This window comes from Burkholderia thailandensis E264, from assembly GCF_000012365.1.
GTDB classification, from domain to species: Bacteria; Pseudomonadota; Gammaproteobacteria; order Burkholderiales; family Burkholderiaceae; genus Burkholderia; species Burkholderia thailandensis.
Map to the genome: position 1 here is coordinate 1,518,833 of NC_007651.1, position 24,833 is coordinate 1,543,665.

Consider the following 24,833-nt stretch of genomic DNA (forward strand, 5'->3'; position numbering starts at 1 on the left):
TGTGCCGCCGCTGGCACGCGTCGCGCGCTGAAGCCTGAACCTCGCGCGCACGTTGCCGCGCCGCTCGCGCGGCCGATCTACTTCAGATTCCAGCAGCTCCCGTTGAAGTACGCGTCCACCGGCGCGTTCTGCGCGGCCGTCGCCGCGTTGCAAAGATTGCCGCCCGTCGCGAAGCTCGCCGTGCCCTTCGTCGGAATCAGCTTCAGCGTGCGTCCGTTCCATGTCGGCTCGATCGCGCGGATCTTCGCGTTGCCGGTCAGCAGCACGACGGGCGTGGTATGCACGTCGATCGTCGCGGCGCTTGCGATCGTGACGGGTTTGGTGTCGATGCCGAGGTTCGACGACACGATGCTGTCGCCAGTCGGCGCGCCGGAGATCGGCGTTCGCGAGCCGCTGAAGTCGTTGCCGCTGACGAGGCCGCCCGCGTTGTTGCCGGCAAGCACGATGCCGTGCCGTGGCGCCGCCTTGAAGAGCCCGCCGCAACTGCCGCCGAGCTCGGAGTTGCGCACCGCGTACGCGCTCACGTTCGGGCCGTAGACGATGTTCGCCGCCGCGCCGCCGCCGCGGCCGTTGCCGCAGAAGCGGCTTGCGTCGAACGTGACGAACGTGCCCGCCTTGACGTTCGCGCCGTTCGACGCGCCGTTGTAGTTGCGCAGCCCGTTGAAATGGATCTCCGACACGAGCCCGCCGCCCGTGTTCGCGATCAGGATGTTGTCTGACTGCGCGGACGCGGTCCAGCACGCACTGCATTCGAGGCCTTCGACGCGTGCGCTCGGTGCGCGCGTGTCGATCTCCAGCGCGTTGATCGCGTTCGTATCGCCGACGTACGTATTGTTCAGGCTCGCCCACGCGACCGACTGATTCGCACCGGGGGCGATCTGCGTGCCGATCTTCGTGAACAACATGTCGGACTCGGAGACGAGGAGGCCGCCCGCGTCGAGGATCTGCATCGCGGCGTCGCCCGGCTGGGCGCGATCGCCGATGACGGTCGTGCGCGCGATGCGCGCGTCGGTCGTCTCCGCGTGAGCCGTGAGCGCGCCGATCCGGATTCCGACGCTGCCCGCGCCCTTGACGCCGTTGACGATCGTCTGCTCGACGAGCGCCTGATTGCCGTTCAGATCGATGCCGATGAACGGGCCCTGGATATAGACGCCGGCGATCACCGGCGCGACGACGTTCCTGACCGCGATCGTCGCGCCCCGCGAGTTGGCGCCCGCCGCGCTGGCGTTGATGTAGAGATCGCGAATCGCCGCGCCGTTGCCGGCGAGCGAGATCATCGGGCTCAGATTCGCCGCGCCGGCGGCGAGGCTCGCGCGCTGTCCGCGCGCGCCGGCGAGCGTGACGTTCTCCGGCACGGTGACGGTGCCCGCGATCACGCAGCGGGTGCCCGACAGCGGCAGATTCACGACGGCGGGCGCGACGCTCGCCGCATACGCGAGCGCGCGGTTGAGCGCGGCCGCGTCGTCGTTCGAGCCGTTGCACAGCATGCCGAAATCGGCGCCGTTGATGATGTCCGCGAGCTTGACGGCGAGCGGGCGCGGCACGCTGCCCGCGCCTTTTTGCCGAAATCGCACGTCGCCCGGCGCGTCGGGCTGAGGGCGGCCGGCTGCGGCGGGCGGCCTTGCCGTCGACGCGGAGTCAGCGGGCGATGCGACTTGTGCCGCCGCGAGCGCGGGCGCGACGCTCAGTGAAACCAGAACGGCCAGTGCGGCGTGTCTCATGTTGCGGTTCCTGTGCACGGATTGAACGGCGATCTCGGCGGCGCGGGAGGGCGACGCTTCGCGATGATAGGACAGCCGTCTTTCGATACCGTTGCCGCGTCGTCGACGCGCGGCGAACGCGGCGAACCGCGCGACGGGCCGCCACCGGGACGTCGCGCGTTTTCGTGACGCAAGTGCGGACCGGCATCGCTCGACGTCGCGTGTCGACACCCGTCGAAATCGATGCGTTTGCGGCCGATGAAGCGACATATTTTTGTGTCAGAATTTCGGCGGATACCGCCGATCATGCGCGGCCAGAAAAGAGAAGAGGGGATTGCCCACGATGAAGGAGCAACGGCGGGTTTTCGGTGGCCGCGTCATTTTCGATCATTTGCCCAAGACCGCCGGGCAGGCGGTCAATGCGTGGCTGGGCAACGCGCTTGGCGCGGGCTGCGTGACGCCGAACCTGATTGGCCGACATCGCGATCTGATTCGGCGATACGGCGGCGAGTATTCGGTCATTTCCGCGCACATCGATTTTCGCGGCTCGTCGCTCGATCCGCGTTATCAATACTTGACATGCTTTCGCGAGCCGATTGACCGCGCGATTTCCTGGCTCTTTTTTCTGATGAATAACCACGACGCCGAGCAGTTGCCGGGGCTGTGGGAGCAGGCGCAGCGCTTCATCGCGCTGGCGGCCGATCCGGGTGGCGATTTCCGTGCGTCGATCGCGCAATCGTTCGAGTCGAATTTCGTCGAGTCGCTGAGCAATCCGTACGTCGAGCACTTCGCCGCGATCGGCGACACGCAGGCGCGCCGCGACGACGAGAAGCTCGCCGCGGCGCTCGCGAGCGTCGAGCAGTACGACGTCGTGGGTTTCTTCGAAGACATGCCGACGTTTCTCGCCGATGTCGCCGCGCTGATCGGCTTGCCGGCGCCGGAGCGCATCGAGACCGTGAATGCGACGCGGCAGCGGCCCGCGGTCGGACAGATCGAGGCGGCGCTGCGCGAGCGTCTCGAAGCGCTGAACGCGCTCGACCTCGAGTTCTACCGCGTGTTGCGCGAGCGCCGGCAGCGCGAGCGCGCGCGGCGCGAGATCATTCCCGTGCCGCAAACCGCGCGCTGGCAGCCGTACGAGCCCGTCGCGAGCCGTGCGTTCGCGGCGCCGGAGTTTTCGCTCGTGTCGGCGACGCTGCTGGGCGGCGATACATATTCGCACGGCCAGATCATGCGCTTCAGCGTCGTGTTCTCGATCGACAGGGACGTCGCCGAACTGGGCGTCGGCATCCAGATCACGGATAGCGACGAGCGTTGGGCGTTCGGCAGCAGCAACTCGCTGCTGAACCGGCGGCTCGTCGGCCTGCAGCGCGGCACCTATCGCATCGGTTTCTACCTCGGCGCGAACCTGCCGGAAGGGCGCTACGTCGCCGGGTTCATGTTTTCCGATAGCGGCAGCGATCGGACGAGCGAGCTCGCGCACTACGAGAAGCTCGTGGCGTTCCAGGTCGAGGTGCCGCGTGCGGTGCCGAGCGCGGGTTACGCGAGTCTCCCCGCGGACTTCGAATGCCAGCGCGTGAGCGACGCCGTGTCCGCCGTGCCGCGCGACGCCGGCGGCAGCTTGCGCACCGACGTGACGCTCGGTCCGCTGACGGCGGGCGAAGCCTTCGAGTTGCCCGTGTTGCTGGAGAACGCGTCGACGCAGACGTGGGTCAACTCGAGCCGGAATCCGATCCATCTGTCGTATCGCTGGCTCGACGATGCCGGGCGCATCGTCGCGTCCGATCCGGCGCCGATGCCGCTGCCCGTCGATCTCTTCGCGCCGGGCACGACGATGCCGCTGCCGATGCGCGTCGTCGCGCCGAGCACTTGCGGCGATTTTCGCCTCGTCGCGATGCCGATGGCCGGCAGCCAGGGCGGATTCGACGCGCTCGGGTTCGTGCCGTTGTCGCTCGAATGCGCTGTGACGCATGCCAACGCCGCGAGAGTTTACCGAGGCGCCGATATTCGCCTGCACACGCGCGTGGGGCTGCGCGATTCGGGTGCGATGGCGAGCACGGGGCAGGAAGGCTTCCTGCTGTTCGGACCTTACGCGGCGCTGCCGGCGGGCCGTTATGTCGTGAGCCTCGAAGGCCGGTGCGATGCGACGGACGGCGGCTGGATGGACATCATATGGGGCCACGGCACGCAGGTGCTGATGCGTCACGACGTGACGCCCGGCGGGAAGGATGGCCCGATCGCCGAGTTCGATTTCGAACTGGCGACGCCGGTCAGCGATCTCGAAGTTCGCGTGTGGGTGCCGGCGTGCGCGAGCGTGCGCGTCGATACGCTCAGGATCGAACCATTCGAGAACCGGTACGCCGACATGGCGCTCGCGGTGGCCGCCGGCTGAACTCCGCGCGTGCGCCGCGCCGCTGCTTCGTATTGCCGAACCGGATCGCATCGTATCGCGCTCCGGCGCCCGCATCGCGGCCCGCATATCGCAGCTTGCGTATCGCGGCCGTCAATCCGAAGCGGCCTGGTCGCGCTCGTTCGCCTCCGCGTGCCTGAAATCGCGCACCCGCAAGAACGTCACGTAGTTCGAATCATGCTGGCTGTGCGCACCGCCTTCGCCGTCGTCGAACGCCATGCGCACGACCGCGACGATGTCGTCGCCTTCGAATTGCCAATCCGCGTACTGGAAGCCGTGCCGTTGCGCATCGGCGCTTTGCAGCAGCACGCGCTCGACGCTCCAGTGGCGCAGGTCGGGCGACGACGTCAGCGCGAGCGTGTTTCTCACGCGCTCGAGATTCGCGCTGCCGTCGGCGTTCGGCACCGCGTTCGCGAGCGACCAGTAGCGGCCCGAGCGCGCATCGAACCGGATCGTGAACTTCTTGCCGCCGCCGGGAAAATCGATGAAATCGTGCGACGGATCGAACGACAGCGATAAGCCGTCCGCCTGCATGTGAACGAGCGCGACCTTCTCCGGACCGTGCTTCGTGTTCACGCGCAGCACGACGGCCGGCTCGCGATCGGCCGTCGCGACGACGCTGCCTTCTTCCCACGTCAGGAAGTTGTTGTCGAGCCACGCATGGTCGGACGGCAGCGGCTTCGTCGCGCGCCAGTTGCGCGTGTCGAGCAGATCGCCGTCGGCGGGCGCGGACATCACGAGCGAGCGCAGGTCGCCGCCTTCGATCACTTCGAACGCGCGCCATACGCGGCCGCGCTCGACGAGCACCGGCACGGGCGCGGTGATGTAGCGGCCGCTCACGTCGAAGCGTCCGGTCAGCGCATCGCTCGGCGTCGTCCACGTCGCGCCGCCGTCGATCGAGCGGCGGATCACCGGAGTGCCCATCGAGCGATCGGTGCCCATCAGGTAGAGCGCGCCGTCGACGACGAAGAGCGACGACCAGTATTGGCCGGTCACGACGCTCAGCTTTTCCCAGGTCAGCCCCTTGTCGTGCGACGCGAACACGTGCACTTCGTCGGGCAGCGCGGCCGGGCCGAACATGTCGTGCGACGCGACGTAGGTGCCGTCAGGCAGGATCGCGAGCGACGGCGAACCGAGGAACACGCGCGTCGCGGCCGCGCTGTGCGCGACGATGTGGCCGGGCGGCGCGGCGGGCGGCACTTGCGCGGCCGACGATGCAACGACGCACGCGCAGAACAGGCAGGCCAGCATCCAGCGGGTTGTCATCGACATTCTCCTTTGCGTATCGGCGCGTGTGCGCGACAAACGCTAGGGGCCCGATGCTCCGGTCGCGCTCAGCCAGCCGGTACCGGTACCAGGCCGTTCGCGGCGCTCGGGCAAGCGCTCGGCATGCCCGGCGACGACGACGAACATCAGCAGCGTGAGCCACAGCATGCCGTATAGCGCGTGAAACTTGAAGAGGAGGAGCGGCAGCAGATACAGCAGCAGGCACCGGCGGCCACGCTTGCCGAACAGCATGAACAACGTGCCGAAGAACGCAGCGACACCGGCGATGCCGGTTGCGAACAGCAGATACACGTAGAACGAGCTGTCGCGCACCTGGTAGCCGCGCAAGTGCGTCTTGCCGACGTTGTTCCGTTCGTCCCAGAAGAGGCCGCTGCCGAACACGTCGGCGAGCGCGTCACGCTCGCTCAGCTCGCGCAGCACGAGCGTGCGGCTGCCGACGGCGTCGTAGTCGGCGGATTGATTGACGCGCTTGTCGTACACGCCGTACATCGCGGGCGCGATCGCGAGCGCGACCGCGGCGATCACGAGCTTGATCCGCATCGATGTGCGTCCTGTGAGGAAGTGCACGCCGCCGAGCAGCGCGCAGATGAGGATCGCCGCGATCGAGAACGACAGCAGCGCGGTCGCGAACGCGACGATCGTCGCGGCCGTCATGCGCCGCTTCGCGAGCAACAGGACGGTGCCCGCGGGCACGACCGTCATCGCGTAGAACGACGGCTCCGAATAGAGGCCGAGCGCGCGGATCGAGATGAGACTGTCGCTCAGCGCCTTCGTCGCGTAGAGCGCTTCCGAATCGCTCTCGCGGATGTAGCTGTCGAAATCGATGAAATGGCCTAAGGCGAGGTAGCAGCCGAGTTGCGCGACGAAGAACGCCGCGTGCACGTAGATCAGTGTCTCGCACGTCCGTTCGAGCGAGCGCATCGACAGCACGCCGCTTGCGAACATCCAGAACGCGAGTGCGACGTAGGTTTCGATCAGCACGAACTTGACGAAGAAGTTCGCGTAGAAATCGCCGAACGCCGACACGATGAATGCGATGCTCACGCAAAGCGTCCAGTAAGCGGCGATTGCGGGCAGACGTTGCTGGCGCGCGAACAGCGTCGGCGCGCGCAACAGCGCGAGAAGCGCGAGCAATGCGTAAGCGGCGAAGGTCGCGCGCACGCTGAACGCGTTCAGCGAGAAGAAGCAGGCGCTGGCGGCGAAGAGCAGGGTGGGAACGCTCGCGCGTCGCATGAAGGCTCCGTGGTTCGTCAGTCGTGCGCGCGGCAGGTCGGCGTCGCCGGAACGCCGCGCATCGAACGCGCGCGTTGCGCGGCCGCGCTTCAGCGCGTCGCGGCGCATGAGTGCACCCGCCGTACGCGTCGCACGCCGCATGCGCGGCTCGTGCGCGACGCACGGAGCGCAGCGCTTCTGCGCATTTGACTGGTGACGCGCGCCGTAAGCCACGCTCAGCCGGTGCGCGCCCTGCGCCGATGCGGCGCTGTGCCTGAAAGTATAGCGACGCGTGCGCCGTTGCACGTGCGCGTGTCCGATCCGCACAGGGTTTTGGCGGCGGGCGACTTGCTGTGGCCGTGACGGGCGGTCACCACGGGAACTGGCTGCACAGGAACGGCGAATACTGTTCGATCGCCGTCTGAATCGGCGCGTGCCGCCCATAGGCAATCGCCAGCGCCGCGAGCAGCGACGCGAACGCGTAAGGCCGCAGGCGTCGCGACATCGCGGGCGCGCCCCTCCAGCGCACGAACGACAGCGTGACGAGCGCGCCGAGCGCCCAGCCGGCGATGACCTCGGACACCGTATGCGCATCGTCGAACACGCGCGCGGTGCCGATCAGCGCGGCAAGCGCGAGGCCTGCCGCCAGCGTCGCGTCCGAGCGCAGCCATTGCAGGCCGAGCAGCAGCGCCATCGGCCACACCGCCGACGCGAGCATCGTGTGCCCGCTGACGACGCGAAAGTGGATCGCGCGAATCTGCACGCCGCAACCCGCGTAGAGAATCTTCGTCAATCCGACGACGAGCATGCCGGCCGCGAGCAACGCGAGCCAAGAAACGGCGTAGCGCCGCTCGGGCGACGAGCGGACGAGCCACGCGCCGCAGACGACGGAAAGAGGAAGCGTCAAGGCGGCATCGCCGAGATTGCTGATCGCAGGCCACATCGCTTGCATTCACCTGAAAAAGAACGCCGTATTGTAAGGCGGCGATGCGAACGCCCGCAGTTTCGCGCCGCATGAGTGCGCGAGTGCGTCATTTGTCCGATCCGGGCGAATCGCGCTAATTGGCGCGCATGCGGTATCGCGACGTGTAAATGGGAAAATTCCGAAGTGCGGCGATCGTGCATTGTGCATGATGAGAAATGGACGTTGGTCAGCAATTATCGAAAAGCGCGAGAACGATATCGGAAAAATATGCAATAGCCGAATCTCACATCGGTAATGTAAGTTCAATTCCAAATGTAAAAAGACATGCGGTCCGGCGGCGAATTCGATAAAGTCGTCGCGGCAGCGGCGCGCGGTTCGGCAAGTTCGGCGTGCGGCGCGCTTATATTCCCCCTTGAATGGAAACGGCCGCGCGACGCGCCGGCGCGAGGTCGCGCGATGTCGATGCGGCGGATTCCGCCATTCCGATTCGCATGCCGAATTCGGCCCTGCGGCAGGCGCAACGCGGCCATCGGCGCATTTGTCCTTATCCGCCGTCCTTATCGGACGCGCTACCCGTCACCGGTGATTCGGTAGCCGAAAGGCCGTCCGAATTCGACAAGCTCATGCGTGAACCTCTGGTGCAATGCTCGCACCCATTCGAATTGGCGCGGCGGATAAATGATGGAATCGATGTCCAGATTCAATCCGCCAACATGGCGTCGTAATCGGACAGAAAGATTGTTGCAGCGATTTGAAGGAATATGATGCGCCGCAGAATAGACATTGCTGAATGAGTGAAAGGGCCGGCGGCATGGAATGCGCGTTCAACATTGGTCGGATGGGAGCACACGTGAGTCGTGGTGCAGCTTTCGGAGGCGTGTGCTACCGAAAAGGGATCGCTGTCGTCTTGTTTGGAGGCTTTTCGTTGATGCAGGCCGGACGCATGGCGGAGATCTTCAATCTTGCCAACCGCTTTCGGCACACCGGCGAGGATTCCGGCGGCGGCTACGAGATGCTTCTGTTGTCGGCGGCGGGCGGTGCCGTGTATTCGTCGTCCGGCATTCCCGTCTGGACCCAGCCGCTGCACGAGCACGCGATCGAGAGCGTGCATGCGATCTTTGCGATCGGCGAGCCGGGCGCGTGCGATCGTGACGACGCGACGGTATCCGAGTGGTTGCGCAGCGCGCGCGCTCACGTCCGAGCATCGGGCGGCAAGCGGCGCCTGATGGGGCTCGCGGCGCTCGACGGCGGCGATGCGGCGGCGGACGACCTGTCGATCGACGCGATGCTCTCGGGCGCCGCCTCCACCGAGAAAGCCCGCCCGACGGCGGCGGAGCGGGCGGCGTTCTCGGCCGCGCTCGCGATTATCCGGCACGATTGCGGCGATAGCGCCGCACACGAGGTTGCCGAACGCTTGTGCCCGGCGCTGAGCGCGCGGCCGGCCGAATCGAGATTCACCGCGCGCGAGGCGCGCGCGAGCAAGCTGATTCGCGCCTCGGTCCAGCAACTGCGCGACAACAGCGCCAACCGCATTTCGATCGCCGATACCGCGCATGCGGCGGCGATGAGCGAGCGCAATTTCCTGCGCCGCTTCAAGCAGGAAATCGGCGTGACGCCGTCCGAATTCGTCCAGAAGGTGCGGCTCGAGCACGCGTGCCACATGCTCGTGCATACCGATCTTCCGGTCGACAAGATTGCGCGGCGCACAGGTCTCGGCAGCGGCGACCGTCTCGCGAAGCTGTTTCGCCAGCATTTGTCGATGTCGCCGACCGAGTATCGCGCGGTCGAGCGCAGCCGAAGCGCGGACGCGGATCTCGCGTGCGGCGAATTGGTTGCGCGGCTGAGCGGATCGGTTTCATAACAAGCGGCACGCCGCGTCCGCCGCTTCATTCCCCAGCGTCCGTTTCGCCACGCTCGCGTGCGAAGCCGCGGGCGGCGCTCGATCGTCGTTTCGGGAAGACGGGCGAGCGTGACCAGATTCGGAGTCCGATGCATCGATGAAATGACGCAATGAGTGCCGAATGCGAGAAAAACGTTCGGCATGAATGTAGAAGTGCGAATCAAATTATTGACGAATCGCAACTGAGGTTCACTTATGCCAGCGATATTTCCCAGAGTCGTCGACATTGCGGTGATCGTGTTCGGCGCGTTTCTTCCGATTCTGATCGAGGCGTCGGGCGGCCCGCATGCCGAGATCTTCGACGGCACGCTGGTGGCGTTCGCCGCCGCGCTTTCGTTGTCGGTCTTTCCCGCGTGCGGGATCTACGAGGCGTCCCGGCGGCGCTCGCCCGTGCATCTGATCAGCCGAACGGCGCTCGCGTGGCTCGTCGTGCAGGGCGGCACCGTCGTGCTGCTGTACGTGCTGCATCGCGCGCAGATCCTGTCGAGCGCCTGGTTCGTCTACTGGACCGTGACGACGGGCATCGGGCTCCTGATCTTTCGCGCGGTGACGCTCGCGATCTTCGGCCTTGTCGAACGCGCGAGCCGGCAGGTGAAGGCCGCGACGCTCGATCAGGTGGGGCACGTCGCGCAGCGCATGCGCACGTCGGGCATCGGAAAGCGCATCGTCAAGCGCGTGTTCGACATCGCCGCCGCATCGTGCCTGATCGCGCTGTTGGCGCCCGCGCTTGCCGTCATCGCTTTCCTCGTCAAGCGCGACGGCGGGCCGGCCGTGTTCGGACACGTGCGCATCGGGCGCGACGGCCGTCCGTTCAAGTGCCTGAAGTTCCGTTCGATGGTGATGAACGCCGATGCGGTGCTGAAGTCGCTGCTCGAGCGCGATCCGCAAGCGCGCGCGGAATGGGAGCGCGAATTCAAGTTGAAGAACGACGTGCGGATCACGCCGATCGGCCGCTTCCTGCGTCGAAGCAGTCTCGACGAGCTGCCGCAGTTGATGAACGTCGTGAGGGGCGAGATGAGCCTCGTCGGGCCGCGGCCGATCGTCGAGGCGGAACTCGCGCGCTACGGCGACGACGTTCGCTATTACCTCGCCGCCAAGCCCGGCATGACCGGCCTCTGGCAAGTGAGCGGCCGCAACGATACCAGTTACGCGACACGCGTTTCGCTCGATGTGTCGTACGTGAAGGAATGGTCGCTTCGCCGCGACCTGACCATCCTGCTGAAGACGGTCAATGTCGTCCTGCGCGGATCGGGCGCGTATTGAGCGTGCTTCGTGCGGCGATCGGCGGCCGGAACAGGCCGGAGCTAGAAAATGGATAGAGGTGTAGATGGGTAGTCTGGGGGAAGCTGGCGGCGTCGCGCCGCCGGAACGCACGTACGGCGCGCGCGTGCGTGGGTTGACGAGATGGGTGCCGCTGTGCGCGGCGCTCGCGACATTGAGTGCGTGCGGCGTCGCGCCGGGCATGCGGATGAAGCAGCCGGCGAGCGTGCCGGTGTCGGGCGCGCCGGCCGCGGCAGGCGGCGAGTCGCGCGGCGAGCAGTTGCCGGTTCCGATCACGGACATCGATCTGAATCTGATCCGCACGCTGCGCGACGCGCAGCGGCTGCCGCGTCGCGCGTCCGATCTCGCGTCGCCGGCGTCCGCCTACACGATCGGGCGCGGCGACGTGCTGCAGATCACGGTCTGGGATCATCCCGAGCTTGCGGCGGCGCTCGGCACGCAGCAGCAGACGGCGGCGCGCGCGGCCGATGCGCCGGCGGGTTTCGTCGTCGATCAGGACGGCACGCTGCAGTTTCCGTACGTCGGGCGCATCGCTGTTGCCGGGCTCAAGCCCGAGCAGGTGCAGGCGCGACTCGCGCGCAAGCTTGCACAGACGTTTCGCGATCCGCAGGTGACGGTGCGCATCGCATCGTTTCGCGCGAAGCAGGTCTACATAGAAGGCGAAGTGCGTACGCCCGGCTCGCAGGCGCTCAACGACATTCCGATGACGCTGTACGATGCGGTGAGCCGCGCGGGCGGCTTTTCGGCGAGCGCGGACCAGAGCCGCGTGACGCTCGTGCGCGGCGGCGCCGAGCGGCGGATCGATCTGTCGGGCGCCGCGCAAGGGAGCAATCCTTCGCGGCTCGTTCTCGAGGACGGCGACCTGCTGCGCATCCCGCCGCGCGACGAAAGCGGCGTGTTCGTGATGGGCGAGGTCAACAAGCCCGTCACCGCGCTGCCGATGCGCAACGGCCGCTTGACGCTGAGCGATGCGCTGTCGCAGGCCGGCAGCCTGAACGCGACGACGGCAGACGCCGCGCAGCTATACGTGATCCGCGGCTCGCTCGACGCGAAGCCGCACGTCTATCGGCTCGACGCGAGCTCGCCCGTCGCGATGGTGCTCGCGAACCAGTTCGAGCTGGAGCCGAAGGACATCGTCTATGTCGACGGCAACGGGCTCGTGCGCTTCAGCCGCGTGCTCAGTCTGTTGCTGCCCGCCGTCAATGCCGGCCTGACCGCGGCGGTCGTGACCAAATGATCGACTCGATTCTCGTCGTCTGCGAAGGCAATCTCTGCCGCAGCCCGATGGCGGCCGCGCTCTTCGCGGCGTCGCTGCCTGGGCGTACGGTGACGTCGGCGGGCTTCAACGCGCTCGTCGGGCTGCCGGCCGCGCCGCTCGCGCAGGACGTGATGCGCGAGCGCGGCATCGATCTGTCCGCGCATCGCGCGCAGCAGCTCGGGCGCGCGCAGTGCGCGACGGCGGACCTGATTCTCGTGATGGACCACGGTCAGCGGCGGCTCGTCGAGGAACGGCATCCGCTCGCGCGCGGCAAGGTGTTTCGCATCGGCGAGCACGAGAACTTCGACGTCCACGATCCGTATCGCCAACCGCGCTTCGTATTCGAGCGGTCCGCGCGGCTCCTAGAGCTTGGCGTGAACGGCTGGCTGGCGCGGCTGCGGCTCGTGTGAGCGCGCGCGGCGCGTAGAACCGAATCTTCGAGACCCCACAGATGAATCCCAATCCAACCGGCACATCGGCGCTCGCCGACAGCGAAGGCGACACCGATTTCGTCGCCGTTCTCGACATCCTGATCGAAGGCCGCTGGCTGATCGCGGCGATCGCGCTCGGCTGCTTCGTCGTGGGCGTCGCGTATGCGGTGCTCAGCAAGCCCGTCTATCAGGCCGACATCCTGATCCAGGTCGAGGACAGCCCCGATACGTCAGCGGCGAAGAGTCTGCTCGGCGACGTGTCTTCGCTCTTCGACGTGAAGTCGTCCGCGGCGGCCGAAACGCAGATTCTCGCGTCGCGGCTCGTCGTGTCGCGCGCCGTCGACAATCTGAAGCTCTTCATCGACGCGAAGCCGAAGCGCTTTCCGGTGATCGGCAATTGGCTCGCGCGCCGCAGCGAAGGGCTGTCGAATCCGGGGCTCGCGGGCTTCGGCGGCTACGCGTGGGGCCAGGAGCGCATCAACGTCGCGACGTTCGACGTGCCGCGCGCGATGGAAGGCGACACGTTCGAGCTGACGATGCTCGATGCGCGCCGCTATCGGCTCGCCGGCGGCGATCTCGAACGCAATGTCGAGGGTGCGATCGGCACGCTCGAACGCTTTTCGGCGAAGGGCGGGGCGATCGTGTTGCGCGTCGACGCGGTTGCCGCGAAGCCGGGCGCGACGTTTGTGCTCGTACGCCATTCGCGTTTGCGAACGATCGAGGATCTGCAGGACAACCTCGATGTGCAGGAGCGCGTCAAGCAGTCCGACGTCGTCGTCGCGAGCCTGCGCGACACTGACCCCGACCTCGTCAGCAGCGCGCTCAATGAAATCGGGCGGCAGTACATCGCGCAGAACATTCAGCGCAAATCGGCGGAAGCCGCGCAATCGCTCGAGTTCCTGAACGGACAGCTGCCGGCGCTCAAGCGGCAGTTGACCGATTCCGAGGCGCGGCTCACGAAGCTGCGCGACGAGCACGGCACCGTCGATCTGACCGAAGAGGCGAAGCTCGCGCTCGCGCAGTCGGCCGATGCGAAGACGCGTCTGCTCGAATTGCGGCAAAAACGGCAGGAGGCGCTGTCGCGCTTCACGCCGAAGCATCCGAGCGTCATCGCAATCGATCAGCAGATCGCCGCGCTCGACGGCTATCGCGGTGCGGCCGAGCAGCAGATCAAGCGGTTGCCGGATCTGCAGCAGCAGCTCGTGCGGCTGATGCTCGACGTGAAGGTCAATACCGATCTGTATACGGCGCTGCTGAACAACATGCAGCAGTTGCAGCTCGTGCGCGCGGGCAAGGTCGGCAACGTGCGGCTCGTCGATACGGCGGCGGTGCCGGAAGTGCCCGTCAAGCCGAAGAAGGCGCTCGTCGCGCTCGCGTCGCTGCTGCTCGGCGTGCTCGCCGGTTGCGGCACGGCGGTCGGCCGCTCGATGCTGTTCCATGGCATTTCCGATCCGAACGAGATCGAGCGCCGTCTCGGCCTGAACGTCTATGCGACCGTGCCGCGCAGCGATCAGCAGCGGGCGCTGACCGAGCGCGCGAAGCGCAGGGAGCGCGCCCTGTCGCTGCTGTCCGTCGCGCATCCGGACGAGCCGGCCGTCGAAAGCCTGCGCAGCCTGCGCACCGCGCTGCAGTTCGCGATGCTCGACGCGAGGAACAACGTCGTCGTGATCGCGGGGCCCGCGCCGGGTGTCGGCAAGTCGTTCGTGTCGGCGAATCTCGCCGCGGTGCTGACGATGGCGGGCAAGCGCGTGCTGCTGATCGACGGCGACATTCGCAAGGGACATCTGAACGACTATCTCGGCCTCGCTCGCGGCAAGGGCTTTTCGGAGCTGATCGCGGGATCGGCGCAGCCGGACGAGGTGCTGCACCGCGATGTGATCGTCGGACTCGATTTCATTTCGACGGGCGCGATGCCGAAGCATCCCGCCGAGCTGTTGCTCCATCCGCGCTTGCCCGAATTGATCGGCGAATTCTCGAAGCATTACGACGTTGTCCTGATCGATTCGCCGCCGGTGCTTGCGGTGGCCGACACGGGCATTCTCGCCGCGACGGCGGGCACCGCGTTCCTCGTCGCGCTCGCCGGCTCGACGAAGCTCGGCGAGATCGCGGAATCCGCGAAGCGGCTCGCGCAGAACGGCGTGCGTCTGAGCGGCGTCGTGTTCAACGGCATCAATCCGCGGCTCGGGCAGTACGGCTATGGCTCGAAGTACGGCGGCTATCGCTACGTCGCGTACGAATACGGCGCGAAGCACGATGCGTGACGCACACCTCGGGGCGGGCGGACGCGACGGCAGGCGCCGGGTCATGCCGGAGGGCGAGCGATGCGCCGGCGCGCATGCGGAGGCAAGGCGATGATTCGCGCCCGCGATTCGATCGTGTCGCTGTGCGGCGTCGTCGCCGGTCAGATTGCGCTCTTCGGCTGCATTTCGCTGATCGGGCGCTTCGAGGGACCGGAGGCGCTGGGCCGCTTCAACTACCTGCTCGCGTTGGCGACGTTCGCCGGCACGCTGCTCGCGTGCCGCTACGAGCTTGCATGCGTGAGCGACAGTCCGGCCGATTCGTTCAACGCGTTCGTCAACGTGATGGCGCTCGGCGCGGCCGTGGTCACGGCGGGCGGCGCGGCGGTCTTCATCGCGGGCCGCGCGGACCTGTACGTCGTCGCCGCATACGGGTTCGCGGTGTTCGTTCAACTCGCCGCGGGCGGTTATCTAAATAGTCTGCGGCGCTACGGCTGGATCGCCGCGAGCCGGATCGCCGTCAACGGGGCGTTTCTCGTCTGCGTTCTCGCCTCGACATTCGCGCCGAGGTTCGGCGTGGAGTTCGGGCCGGTCGATGCGTTCGGCGCATACGCGGCGGTCACGGTGTCGGTCGCGCTGCTGATGCTGTTCGCGGTCGTGCTGCACGGCAAGCGGCGCGGCTATTCGTTCGCGGTGACGCGTGCGTTCTTCGTCGAGCACAGCCGGTTCGCGAAATACATCCTGCCGTCGACGCTGTGCGGTTCGGTGCTGACCTATGCGCTCGCGATCGTGATTCCGCATTGGTTCGACGCACAGAGCGCCGGTTATTTCGCGGCGGCGTATCGGCTCGGCTTCTTTCCCGTGTCGTTGATCGCGCAGAGCCTGGGCGGCGTGTTCCGGCGCGACGCGATGGCCGCGATGGCGAGAGACGATGCGCATGCGCTGGTGCCGAAGGTGTTCGGCACGTACGCGCGTTCGCTTGCGCTGCTCGCGGCGGGCTATGCGGCGGGGGGCGCGTTGCTGTTCGCTCCGCTCGTCGAGCTGTTCTTCGGCGCGCGCTGGAGCGGCGCGATCGCGTTCTTCCAATGCATGATCCCGCTTTTCGCGTTCCAGATGATCTATGTGCCGTTGTCGCAGATCTTCCTCGCGGCGCGCGCGCAACGCATCGATTTCCTGTTTCAGCTCGGCTCCGGCATCGTGCTCGCCGGTGCGCTCGGCACGGCGAAGCTCACGGGGCTATCGGCGCTTGCGAGCGTGCGCCTGTTTTCGTTCTCGGGCGCCGTGCTGATGATCGCCGGCATCGCGCTGACATTCGGCGTGATGAACGGCAGCGTGTCGCGCCGGCGCGCCGGGGCATGACGTTTTTTCCACTTCTTCGTTGAGCGCAGATCATGATTGTCGTCGTCGTCGATTCGATGGAGCGTTACTACTTTGCCGCGCGGCTCGTGAAGGCGGTCAGACAGGAGTTCGACTTTCTGTTCGCAACGAGCGAGCCGGTCGCGCATCTGATGGCGCTGGGCGCGGGTTTGCGGTCGGTCTATCTGCGGCGCGGCGCGAGCGTGTCCGGCGCGCGCGATGCGCCGGCCGCGATTCGCTCCGATGCGTCGATCGAGGTGCTGAACGGACAGATGGCGTCCGGGCTCGCGCGCGCCGACGCAGCCGCGGTCTTCGCCGTGATGTCCGGCGTGTTCCGCCGTTATTGCGTCTCGCAGTGCCTGATGTGGAACGGCCAGCAGCTCGTTTGCCGTGCGGTCGCGCATGCGTGCGCGGCGCATGGGGTTCCGACGAAATTCGTCGAGATCTCGAACCTGCCGGACAAGCTGTTCGTCGACCGGCTCGGCGTCAACGCGCTGTCGTCGATCAGTCGCAATCCGGCCGTCATCGACGGCCTGCCGATGCCGACGGAAGACGAGCATCGCCGCTGGCTCGCACGCTACGAGCAGTACAAGTCGAGGCCGCTGCCGCAGTCGCGCACGTCTTCGGCGCGCAAGGCGGTGTCGGCCGTCAACTATGCGCTGAAGCTTGCCACGCAAGGCGTGGCGCGCAAACGTTTGAACACGGTGCGGGCGACGAACGGCGCGAGTGCGCCGGCCCAGGCGAAAGCGCTGACGGTGAAGGAGCTGTCGGCGCTGCGCTACGTGTTCCTGCCGCTGCAGGTGTCGGGGGACACGCAGATCAAGCTGCATTCGGACGTCGACAACCTGAAGGCGATCCAACTGGCGTTCGAGCATGCGGCGAACGTCAGCGCCGATCTGATCGTCAAGCTGCATCCGGCCGAGTGCGACGCGGCCGTGATCGACGAGGTGGTGCGGATGCAGCAGGTCTACCACTTCGATCTCGTCACGTCGCCGACCACCGATCTGATCAAGCACGCGCATTCGGTCGTCACGATCAATTCGACAGTCGGCCTCGAGGCGCTGCTGTACGGCAAGCCGGTCATGTCGCTCGGCCGCTGCTTCTACAAGGAGTTCGATCGCGTGAGACTGCTCAAGTACATCCACGCGTTTCTGATCGACGGCATCGATTACTTCGGCAAAGAGGACATCGCGCCGCGCGCCGCGAGAAACGTATTTTCGATGAAACACTGACATGCGCACGACGCTGAAACAGACAATCGGCGCGATCGCCGAGGATTGCCGGCGCAACGCGTTCTTCAAGACGCGCTGCGTCGTCGTGTTCTTCCGGATCGCGAACTATCTCGCGTGCCGCAGCAAGCTGACGCTCGCGCTCGGTGCGCCGGTGATCGCGCTTTACATCGTGGTTTGCGACTGGATCATGGGCGTCGAGATTCCGGTCAAGACGAAGATCGGCAAGGGCCTCACGCTGTATCACGGCACGGGGCTCGTCATCAACGGCTATTGCGAGATCGGGGAGCGTTGCGTGGTGCGTCACGGCGTGACGATCGGCAATACGCTGCGGCCGGACGGCTCATACAGCGGCGTGCCGACTGTCGGCGACGACGTCGAGTTCGGTGCGCACAGCATCGCGCTCGGAGAGATTCGGATCGGCCATCGCGCGCGCATCGGCGCAGGCGCCGTGCTGCTGCGGGACGTGCCGGACGGCGGCGTCGCAGTGGGCGTGCCGGCGCGCGTGCTCGAGAAGGAGAAGAGCGCAGCATGAAAGTATTCATCCTCCATCCGGGGAAGGCGAATTACCCGGAAATCGCCGCGTACCGCGACTTTCTCGGCCGGCGCGGCTTCGACGTCCATGAAGGCGACGCGAGCGCATATGCTCGCTTCGGCGACAGGAGCCGCTGCATCCTGTGGTGCATCATGGGCTTCTACCAGTCGCTGCCGCCCGCGCGGTTTGTGATTCATGACTATCGGTCGCTGTCGGTCGGCAGGCTCGCGGCGATCAAGGACACGGTCAAGCGCGCACTGAACGCAAAGCCGGATCTGCGGATCTTCCAGAACGAGCGGATGCGCGGCGCGATGGCGTTCCGCGACGGAATACCTTCGCTGCTGCTGCCGATGGGCGTGCCGGACTGGATCTTCGGGATCGCGAGCGAGCCAGCGGGGGAAGGCCCCACCGGCCGATTCTGCTATATCGGCGAGATGAGCCGCGAGCGCGGCTTTCACAACGTGCTGGCCGCATATCGCGACGCACCGCGCACGACGCGCGATTCGCTCGTGCTCGTCGGGCAGCCCGAGCCGGAAATTTACGACGCGTTCCGGGCCGTCGACGGCATTGCGTTCGTCGGCCGCGTGCCGCAGCGCGACGCGCTGAAGATCGTGCAGCGCTCCGAGTATGCGGTCTGCTACTTCCCGTATCACCGTCCGCACTGCTTTCAGACACCGACGAAGCTGCTCGAATACGCGGCGCTCGGCAAGAAGATCGTCTGCAACGATGCGCCGTCGAACGTCGATGCGGTGACGGCGCTCGGCATTCGTGCGCACGTCACGGGCGCGGCGATATTCGACGAGCTGCTGCCCCTTGCGCAACTGCGCGCGCAACGCAACGATCCCGCGCGGCTGAAGCGCCTGGGATGGACGTCGGTGATCGCGCAATCGGGAGTGCTCGCGCACATCGAGGCGGCATCCTCGCAGCGAGGTGCGCGATGACGATCGACGGCGTCGATACGCAACGTCGCGATGCAGCGGCCGACGGCCGTCCGCGAATGAAGATCGTGCAGATCCTCGAATCGAGCGCGACAGGCACCTTGTTGATGGTGTGCCTGATCGCGAACCGCCTCGCGCGAGACGGACACGACGTGCACGTCGTCTATTCGCTTCGGCCCGACACGCCCGCGGATTTTCACGCGTTGTTCGATGCGACTGTCAAGCTGCGCCACATTCAGATGAAAGGCGTGCCGCTGCTGCCGATGTTGCTCGAGTTGCGACGCACGCTGGTCGGCATCGGGCCGGACATCGTGCATCTGCATTCGTCGTTCGCGGGATTCCTCGGAAGAATCGCGTCGCTTTTCGCGTTGCGCGGCGCCGCGCTTTTCTATAGCCCGCACTGCATCTCGTTCATGCGCCGCGACATCTCGGCGCTCAAGCGATCGGCGTTCGTCGCGCTCGAACGGATCGCGTGCGTGAAGCGATGCCTCTACATCGCGTGCTCGGCCAGCGAGCGCGAAGCGGTGCGCGCGCACTTGCGGCGACCGGCGGTCGTGATCGAGAACGCGGTCGGCGCGATGCCCGAGCGCGACGCCGGCGAGCCGGAAGACGCGCGCGGGTCGGTGTTGCGGATCGTGACGGTCGGCGGCATTCGCGTGCAGAAGAATCCGCAGCTGTTCGCCGAGATCGCGCGCCGCCTGCGCGGCTCGCGCATGCGCTTCACGTGGATCGGCGACGGCGATGCCGCGCTCAAGGCGCAGTTGCGCGACGCGGGCGTCGAGGTTGCAGGCTGGCTCGGCCGCGCCGAAGTCGCCGCGCGATTGCGGCGCATGGACGTGTATTTGTCGACGTCGTCGTGGGAGGGCATGCCCGTGTCGGTCATCGAGGCGATGCTGCTCGGTTTGCCCGTCGTCGCGTCGGCATGCGCGGGAAACGTCGACGTCATACGGCACTTGCAAACCGGCGCGATATTTCGCGGCGCCGACGACGCGGTCGAACTGCTCGCGTCGATCGACCGCGATGCGGCGCTGCGCGCGCGTCTCGCAACCGCGGCGAGTAAGGAAGCACGCGAACGTTTCGGCGAGGCGCGCTTCTTCCGGCAACTGACGCTGGTCTATGCGTCGCGGCTTGCGCGCGCATCATGAGGATTCGCCGTCCCGAACGCGAGCTCGCCGCGCGGAATCGGCGCGTTGCGCGCACGGGACGGTTCATTTGGAGATTTGACCTATGAACGTAGCAATCAGCCCCGGCATCACGGCCGGCAACGACCGGCCTTTCGTGCTGTTCGGCGGGATCAACGTGCTCGAGAGTCTCGACTTCACGCTCGAGGTGTGCAGCGAATACGCCGCGGTGACGCGCAAGCTCGGCATTCCGTTCGTGTTCAAGGCGTCGTTCGACAAGGCGAACCGCTCGTCGATTCATTCGTATCGCGGCGTCGGGCTCGACGAAGGCCTGAAGATTCTCGCCGAGGTGAAGGCGCGCTTCGGCGTGCCGGTGATCACCGACGTGCACGAGGTCGAACAGGCCGCACCCGTCGCCGAAGTCGCCGACGTGCTGCAGGTGCCTGCGTTTCTCGCGCGGCAGACCGATCTCGTCGTCGCGATCGCGAAGGCGGCCAAGCCGGTGAATGTGAAGAAGCCGCAGTTCATGAGCCCGACGCAGGTGAAGCACGTGGTGTCCAAATGTCTCGAAGCCGGCAACGATCGCGTGATGCTGTGCGAGCGCGGCAGCTCGTTCGGTTACGACAATCTCGTCGTCGACATGCTCGGCTTCCGGCAGATGGCCGAGGCGACAGGCGGCTGCCCGGTGATCTTCGACGTCACGCACAGCCTGCAATGCCGCGATCCGCTCGGCGAGGCGTCGGGCGGCCGGCGTCGGCAAGTGCTCGATCTCGCGCGTGCGGGCGTCGCGGTCGGCATCGCCGGGCTCTTTGTCGAAGCGCATCCCGATCCCGAGCGCGCGCGCTGCGACGGGCCGAGCGCGCTGCCGCTGCCTCTGCTCGAAGGTTTTCTGTCGCAGATGAAGGCGATCGACGATCTCGTCAAGCGCATGCCGGCGCTCGACATTCGATGAGCGCGTGTGCCTATCGCGGGGCGATTCGGCTCGTGCTGTTCGACGTCGACGGCGTGCTGACCGACGGCCGGCTGCAGGTGACGGGTGACGGCGAGTTCATGAAGAGCTTTCACGCGAAGGACGGCATTGCGGTTGCGCTGCTGCGCGCGCACGGCATTCGCAGCGGCATTCTGTCGGGACGCAGCAGCGACGCGCTCGCCTGGCGCGCGCGGCAGCTCGGCTTCGACGTGTTCGTGTCGGGCTGCGACGACAAGCGCGCCGGCTATGCGCGCATCAAGTCGGAAGAGGCGCTCGCCGACGATGCGATCGCGTACGTCGGCGACGACGTGAACGATCTGCCCGTGATCGATTTGGTCGGCGTTTCGTATGCGCCCGCCGACGCGCACGCGCTCGTCAAGCGGCGCGTCGATTACGTCGTGTCGCGCGCGGGCGGCGAGGGCGCCGCGCGCGAAGTCGCCGAACACGTGCTGTTGCGCTCGGGGCTGTCGCTCGACGACGCGTATCGGCCGTTGCTCGACCAATGGGCACGACATGCCGTCGTCCAATGACGGCCCCGCGCATCACGTTGCCGTACCGGCCGCCGGGTTCATGCCGCTCACGCGGCGGCGCGCGCGACGGTTTCCAAACACCTTCATCGCTTACGGCGGCTCCCAGATGAACGATTACAACTATCTTGATTCCGCGCGGCAAGTCTTCGACATCGAGTCGCGCGCGCTCGCGGGTCTGTCCGCCCGTGTCGACGAATCGTTCGGCGACGCGGTCGACGCGATCCTGCGTTCGAGCGGCCGCGTGGTCGTTTGCGGCATGGGCAAATCCGGAATCATCGGGCGAAAGATCGCCGCGACGCTCGCGAGCACCGGAACGCCGAGCTTTTTCATGCATCCGGGCGAGGCGTATCACGGCGATCTCGGCATGGTGACGCCGGCCGACACGTTCCTCGCGATCTCGTATTCGGGGGAAACCGACGAAGTGATCAAGCTGATTCCGTTTCTGAAGAGCAACCGGAATTATCTCGTCGCGCTGACGGGCAACGCGCGATCGACGCTCGCGCAGGCGGCGCACAGTCATCTCGACGCCGGCGTCGAGCAGGAGGCGTGTCCGCTTCAGCTCGCGCCGACGTCGTCGACCACGGCCGCGCTTGCGATGGGCGACGCGCTTGCCGTCACGCTGATGAAGGCGCGCGGCTTTCGCCCGGAGAATTTCGCGCGCTTCCATCCGGGTGGCTCGCTCGGCCGGCGTCTGTTGTCGAAAGTCGACGACGAGATGGCCGCCGGCGATTTGCCGTTCGTCGACGAACGCGCGCAGGCGATCGACGTGCTGCAGGTGATGACGCGCGGCCGGCTCGGGCTCGCGATCGTGCGGCGTGAAACGGGTTTCGGGATCATCACCGACGGCGATGTCCGCCGCGCGGTCGAGGCGTATGGCGACACGCTGTTCCGGCGAGTCGCATCCGATCTGATGTCGAAGGACCCGGCGATGGTGCCGCTCGGCACGCGTGTAGAAGACGCGTTGTTGATGATGGAGACGCGGCGCATCAACGCGCTGTTGGTGTTCGACGGCGAAGACGTCGTCGGCGTATTCAAGAAATAGGGGGCTTCTCGACGGCGTCCGGACGTTTATATCGGATTGCGAAGTATCTAGCGCCGTCGGAAACAGTCGGAAGCCGCGCGAGACGCCGTGCGAAGCGGCCTGGAGCCGGCTCGCCTGCGTCGGCGCGGCGCGCGCTGAACGTTCGTCGGCCTGACGGGCGCGCGCGCGTCGCTTGCGCCGCCGGAAACGGGCGGCGCAAGCCGCGCGTCGCACGCGCACATGGGCCGCGCGCGCACGGTGCGCGATTGGTCACGCCGCGACGAGCTCCGGGAAACGCTCGCTCAGGTACCGCTCGAATTCCGTCGCGACTTCGGGGTGACGCAGCGCGAACTCGACCGTCGCCTTCAGATAGCCGATCTTGCTGCCGCAATCGAAGCGTGTGCCGTCGTAACGATGCGCGAGCACTTGCTCGTCCTTCAGCAGCGATTGCAGCGCGTCGGTCAATTGCAGTTCTCCGCCGGCGCCGGGCTTGAGCGCGCGCAGATGATCGAAGATGCGCGGCGTCAGCACATAGCGGCCGACGACGCCGAAATTGGACGGCGCGGCGGCGGGATCGGGCTTCTCGACGATGCCCGACAGCTTGAAGAGATCGTCCTCCCAGCGCTTGCCGTCGATCACGCCATACGACTTCGAATCTTGCGGCGCGATCTCTTCGACGCCGATGACCGACGTGTGATAGTGATTGAACACGTCGATCATCTGCCGCAGCACGGGCGGCCGGCCGTCGAGCAGATCGTCCGCGAGGATGACGGCGAACGGGCTGTCGCCGACGAGCTTCTGCGCGCACAGCACCGCATGACCGAGCCCGAGCGCCTCGGCCTGGCGCACGTAGAAACAGTCGACGTGCCGCGGCTTGATGCTGCGCACGAGCGACAGCAGTTTTTCCTTGCCGCGCGCCTCGAGTTCGGCCTCGATCTCGTATGACTTGTCGAAGTGATCCTCGATCGCGCGCTTGCTACGGCCCGTGACGAAGATCATCTCGGTGATGCCTGCGGCGATCGCTTCCTCGACCGCATATTGAATCAGAGGTTTGTCGACGACCGGCAACATTTCCTTCGGACTCGCTTTCGTTGCGGGCAGAAAGCGGGTGCCGAGGCCGGCGACGGGGAATACGGCTTTGGTGACTTTCAACATCGAGCGTCGAACCTTCCATCGAAGAAGTTAAACGTTTGCGTGCGAGGTGGCTGCTCGTGGTCGAGAACGAGCGACGCCGGCGATGCACGCGCGTAAAGCGATGGTAGGGCGCTTTGAATTGTTTGGTTGCGCTAAATATAGGTTCGATCGGACAGACTTCTGACGATATCGATTCGATCAAACATGGATGGGGCGAATGCGAAGAGACGTGCTGCGGGCGCGACGATGTTCGCGATCAATGCGTTCGGCGTTCGATGTGAGCGCGTCACGCAGCATCGGGTTCGACGTGAAGGAAAAAGCGCCCGCCTGCAACGGCGCGTGCAGGCAGGCCAATTCCGAGTGAACGGAAGGTTCGCCGCCCGGGGGAGCGGCTGGCCGGAAGCGAGTATGAGGGCGGACGCGCGAGCGCGCCTATCGTTGTGTCCGATTCGACGTAGCAATTGACCGATGGCGACTGCAAGTCGAGTGCGGATCGCATGCCGACGCGAGCGGGAAGCGGCGTTGACGGTGTCGCGGGGCGACGGCGTTGATGCTCGCGAACATTCGACGGCGCGGCGCGTGCGTTTGCCGACCGTCATTTGGCGGAATGCGGCGGGATGATGTCGGATGGGCGCGGCTTGCATACGTTAATCTGCGCCGGCAAGTGGCGTGTCGGGCCGACGAGCGCGCTTGCGAGAACGTTTGCGGACGCGCGCGTTCGTCATCGAAACGAGGCAGGCATGGAAGAAGAAAAAGACGCGTTCGAGGAGATCGCGGAATTCAATCAGCGGTATCTCCAGCTCGTACGTCGTTTGCTGTGCGAGGACGCCGACCGTGCCCGGGCGATACTCGGCATTTCGAACGAACTCGCGATTCGCCTCGTCACGATGACACCGGCTCAACTCGAACGTCTCGCGGACAACGGCGAACTCGTTTGCCGGCTTCGCGCCGACGCGATGCCCGGGCGGGCCTGACGGGCCGATCCGATCGGCGAAAGGCGAGCCGCGCCCGCGCGTGGGATTCGTCGGGTAGCGTCTCCAATGCGCGGGCGCGCACGCGCTCCGGGCGAGCGGGACAACGCGTCTCGCGCACGGCTTGCGCCGGCATCGACGCCCAACCAATTCATCGCAGCCGCCGCACGGTTTCGCACGGGAGCAGACCGCTCCGTTGCGGCGGCCGCCGGCATCTTCGCTTATCGGCCGCTTCTCTCGCGACGCGCATGGCCGCGCGCTCGTAACCCGCCCGTACTGTCTGTTCGCGATTTTGCCGCTACGCACGGCGCGAGCCCCGATGCGATGCATCGCCGGTGCCGCGAATCGGCGCGGTCGCGGGCCGTCGTGCGCGAAAAATGGTCGTCAGTC

General features: G+C 66.4%; 21 protein-coding genes. 15 read left to right on the forward strand and 6 right to left on the reverse strand.

From position 1 onward, the window contains the following. Window positions 1-77: 77 nt before the first annotated feature. A complete protein-coding gene (locus BTH_RS19050; protein ID WP_009889323.1) occupies window positions 78-1,721 on the reverse strand; it encodes a hypothetical protein in 1,644 nt (547 codons plus the stop codon). Window positions 1,722-2,004: 283 nt separating this feature from the next. Next, window positions 2,005-2,340, reverse strand: coding sequence for a hypothetical protein (locus tag BTH_RS35235; protein ID WP_223297035.1), 336 nt, complete (start codon window positions 2,338-2,340; stop codon window positions 2,005-2,007). Here BTH_RS35235 and BTH_RS19055 point away from each other — a divergent pair. After that, a complete protein-coding gene (locus BTH_RS19055) occupies window positions 2,329-4,089 on the forward strand; it encodes a hypothetical protein (protein ID WP_227739565.1) in 1,761 nt (586 codons plus the stop codon). The genes BTH_RS35235 and BTH_RS19055 overlap by 12 nt on opposite strands. Window positions 4,090-4,200: 111 nt before the next feature. Here BTH_RS19055 and BTH_RS19060 read toward each other — a convergent pair whose 3' ends face one another. The 3 genes from BTH_RS19060 to BTH_RS19070 form a co-directional block, all read right to left on the reverse strand. Beyond that, window positions 4,201-5,373: a sialidase family protein gene (locus BTH_RS19060; RefSeq protein ID WP_009889326.1), complete on the reverse strand. Its 1,173-nt coding sequence runs from the start codon at window positions 5,371-5,373 to the stop codon at window positions 4,201-4,203. 42 nt (window positions 5,374-5,415) lie between these two features. Next, window positions 5,416-6,627 (reverse strand): membrane protein, encoded by a 1,212-nt coding sequence (locus BTH_RS19065; RefSeq protein WP_025369788.1) that lies wholly within the window; start codon window positions 6,625-6,627, stop codon window positions 5,416-5,418. 349 nt (window positions 6,628-6,976) lie between these two features. After that, a complete protein-coding gene (locus tag BTH_RS19070) occupies window positions 6,977-7,549 on the reverse strand; it encodes a phosphatase PAP2 family protein (RefSeq protein WP_025369789.1) in 573 nt (190 codons plus the stop codon). A 910-nt stretch (window positions 7,550-8,459) separates the two neighbouring features. Between BTH_RS19070 and BTH_RS19075 the strand changes: the two genes are divergently transcribed. The 13 genes from BTH_RS19075 (at window position 8,460) to BTH_RS19135 (ending at window position 22,359) form a co-directional block, all read left to right on the forward strand. Next, window positions 8,460-9,392 (forward strand): helix-turn-helix domain-containing protein, encoded by a 933-nt coding sequence (locus BTH_RS19075; RefSeq protein WP_025369790.1) that lies wholly within the window; start codon window positions 8,460-8,462, stop codon window positions 9,390-9,392. Window positions 9,393-9,626: 234 nt separating this feature from the next. Beyond that, window positions 9,627-10,694 (forward strand): sugar transferase, encoded by a 1,068-nt coding sequence (locus BTH_RS19080; RefSeq protein WP_009889332.1) that lies wholly within the window; start codon window positions 9,627-9,629, stop codon window positions 10,692-10,694. A 64-nt stretch (window positions 10,695-10,758) separates the two neighbouring features. Continuing rightward, window positions 10,759-11,949 carry a polysaccharide biosynthesis/export family protein gene (locus tag BTH_RS19085; RefSeq protein WP_011402034.1) on the forward strand — a complete coding sequence of 397 codons (1,191 nt, stop codon included), beginning with the start codon at window positions 10,759-10,761 and terminating at the stop codon, window positions 11,947-11,949. After that, window positions 11,946-12,380 (forward strand): low molecular weight protein-tyrosine-phosphatase, encoded by a 435-nt coding sequence (locus BTH_RS19090; RefSeq protein ID WP_009889337.1) that lies wholly within the window; start codon window positions 11,946-11,948, stop codon window positions 12,378-12,380. Before BTH_RS19085 ends, BTH_RS19090 begins: the two co-directional genes overlap by 4 nt. 41 nt (window positions 12,381-12,421) lie before the next feature. Next, window positions 12,422-14,662, forward strand: coding sequence for a polysaccharide biosynthesis tyrosine autokinase (locus BTH_RS19095; RefSeq protein ID WP_009889338.1), 2,241 nt, complete (start codon window positions 12,422-12,424; stop codon window positions 14,660-14,662). A 90-nt stretch (window positions 14,663-14,752) separates the two neighbouring features. Further along, on the forward strand, window positions 14,753-15,997 hold the full coding sequence (locus BTH_RS19100) for an oligosaccharide flippase family protein (RefSeq protein WP_161654384.1): 1,245 nt from the start codon (window positions 14,753-14,755) through the stop codon (window positions 15,995-15,997). Between the two features lie 32 nt (window positions 15,998-16,029). Further along, window positions 16,030-17,226 carry a capsular polysaccharide biosynthesis protein gene (locus tag BTH_RS19105; RefSeq protein WP_009889339.1) on the forward strand — a complete coding sequence of 399 codons (1,197 nt, stop codon included), beginning with the start codon at window positions 16,030-16,032 and terminating at the stop codon, window positions 17,224-17,226. Window position 17,227: 1 nt separating this feature from the next. Then, the gene (locus BTH_RS19110) at window positions 17,228-17,758 is read left to right on the forward strand and encodes a serine O-acetyltransferase (protein ID WP_009889340.1); all 531 of its coding nucleotides are present in this window, start codon (window positions 17,228-17,230) and stop codon (window positions 17,756-17,758) included. After that, window positions 17,755-18,699 carry a glycosyltransferase gene (locus BTH_RS19115; RefSeq protein ID WP_009889342.1) on the forward strand — a complete coding sequence of 315 codons (945 nt, stop codon included), beginning with the start codon at window positions 17,755-17,757 and terminating at the stop codon, window positions 18,697-18,699. Before BTH_RS19110 ends, BTH_RS19115 begins: the two co-directional genes overlap by 4 nt. Further along, window positions 18,696-19,841 (forward strand): glycosyltransferase, encoded by a 1,146-nt coding sequence (locus tag BTH_RS19120; RefSeq protein WP_009889344.1) that lies wholly within the window; start codon window positions 18,696-18,698, stop codon window positions 19,839-19,841. Before BTH_RS19115 ends, BTH_RS19120 begins: the two co-directional genes overlap by 4 nt. An 82-nt stretch (window positions 19,842-19,923) precedes the next feature. Continuing rightward, window positions 19,924-20,769 carry a 3-deoxy-8-phosphooctulonate synthase gene (gene kdsA, locus BTH_RS19125; protein WP_009889346.1) on the forward strand — a complete coding sequence of 282 codons (846 nt, stop codon included), beginning with the start codon at window positions 19,924-19,926 and terminating at the stop codon, window positions 20,767-20,769. Next, the gene (locus BTH_RS19130; protein WP_009889348.1) at window positions 20,766-21,317 is read left to right on the forward strand and encodes a KdsC family phosphatase; all 552 of its coding nucleotides are present in this window, start codon (window positions 20,766-20,768) and stop codon (window positions 21,315-21,317) included. The genes kdsA and BTH_RS19130 overlap by 4 nt, the downstream gene beginning before the upstream one ends. Before the next feature lie 106 nt (window positions 21,318-21,423). Then, window positions 21,424-22,359, forward strand: a complete 936-nt coding sequence (locus BTH_RS19135) for a KpsF/GutQ family sugar-phosphate isomerase (protein WP_009889350.1) — start codon at window positions 21,424-21,426, stop codon at window positions 22,357-22,359. A gap of 249 nt (window positions 22,360-22,608) precedes the next feature. On the opposite strand, the gene galU is transcribed toward BTH_RS19135, so the two are convergent. Beyond that, window positions 22,609-23,493 (reverse strand): UTP--glucose-1-phosphate uridylyltransferase GalU, encoded by an 885-nt coding sequence (gene galU, locus BTH_RS19140; RefSeq protein WP_009889355.1) that lies wholly within the window; start codon window positions 23,491-23,493, stop codon window positions 22,609-22,611. A gap of 719 nt (window positions 23,494-24,212) precedes the next feature. On the opposite strand from galU, the gene BTH_RS19150 reads away from it, so the two are divergent. Next, window positions 24,213-24,446 carry a flagellar transcriptional regulator FlhD gene (locus BTH_RS19150; RefSeq protein WP_009889358.1) on the forward strand — a complete coding sequence of 78 codons (234 nt, stop codon included), beginning with the start codon at window positions 24,213-24,215 and terminating at the stop codon, window positions 24,444-24,446. Window positions 24,447-24,833 lie beyond the last annotated feature (387 nt).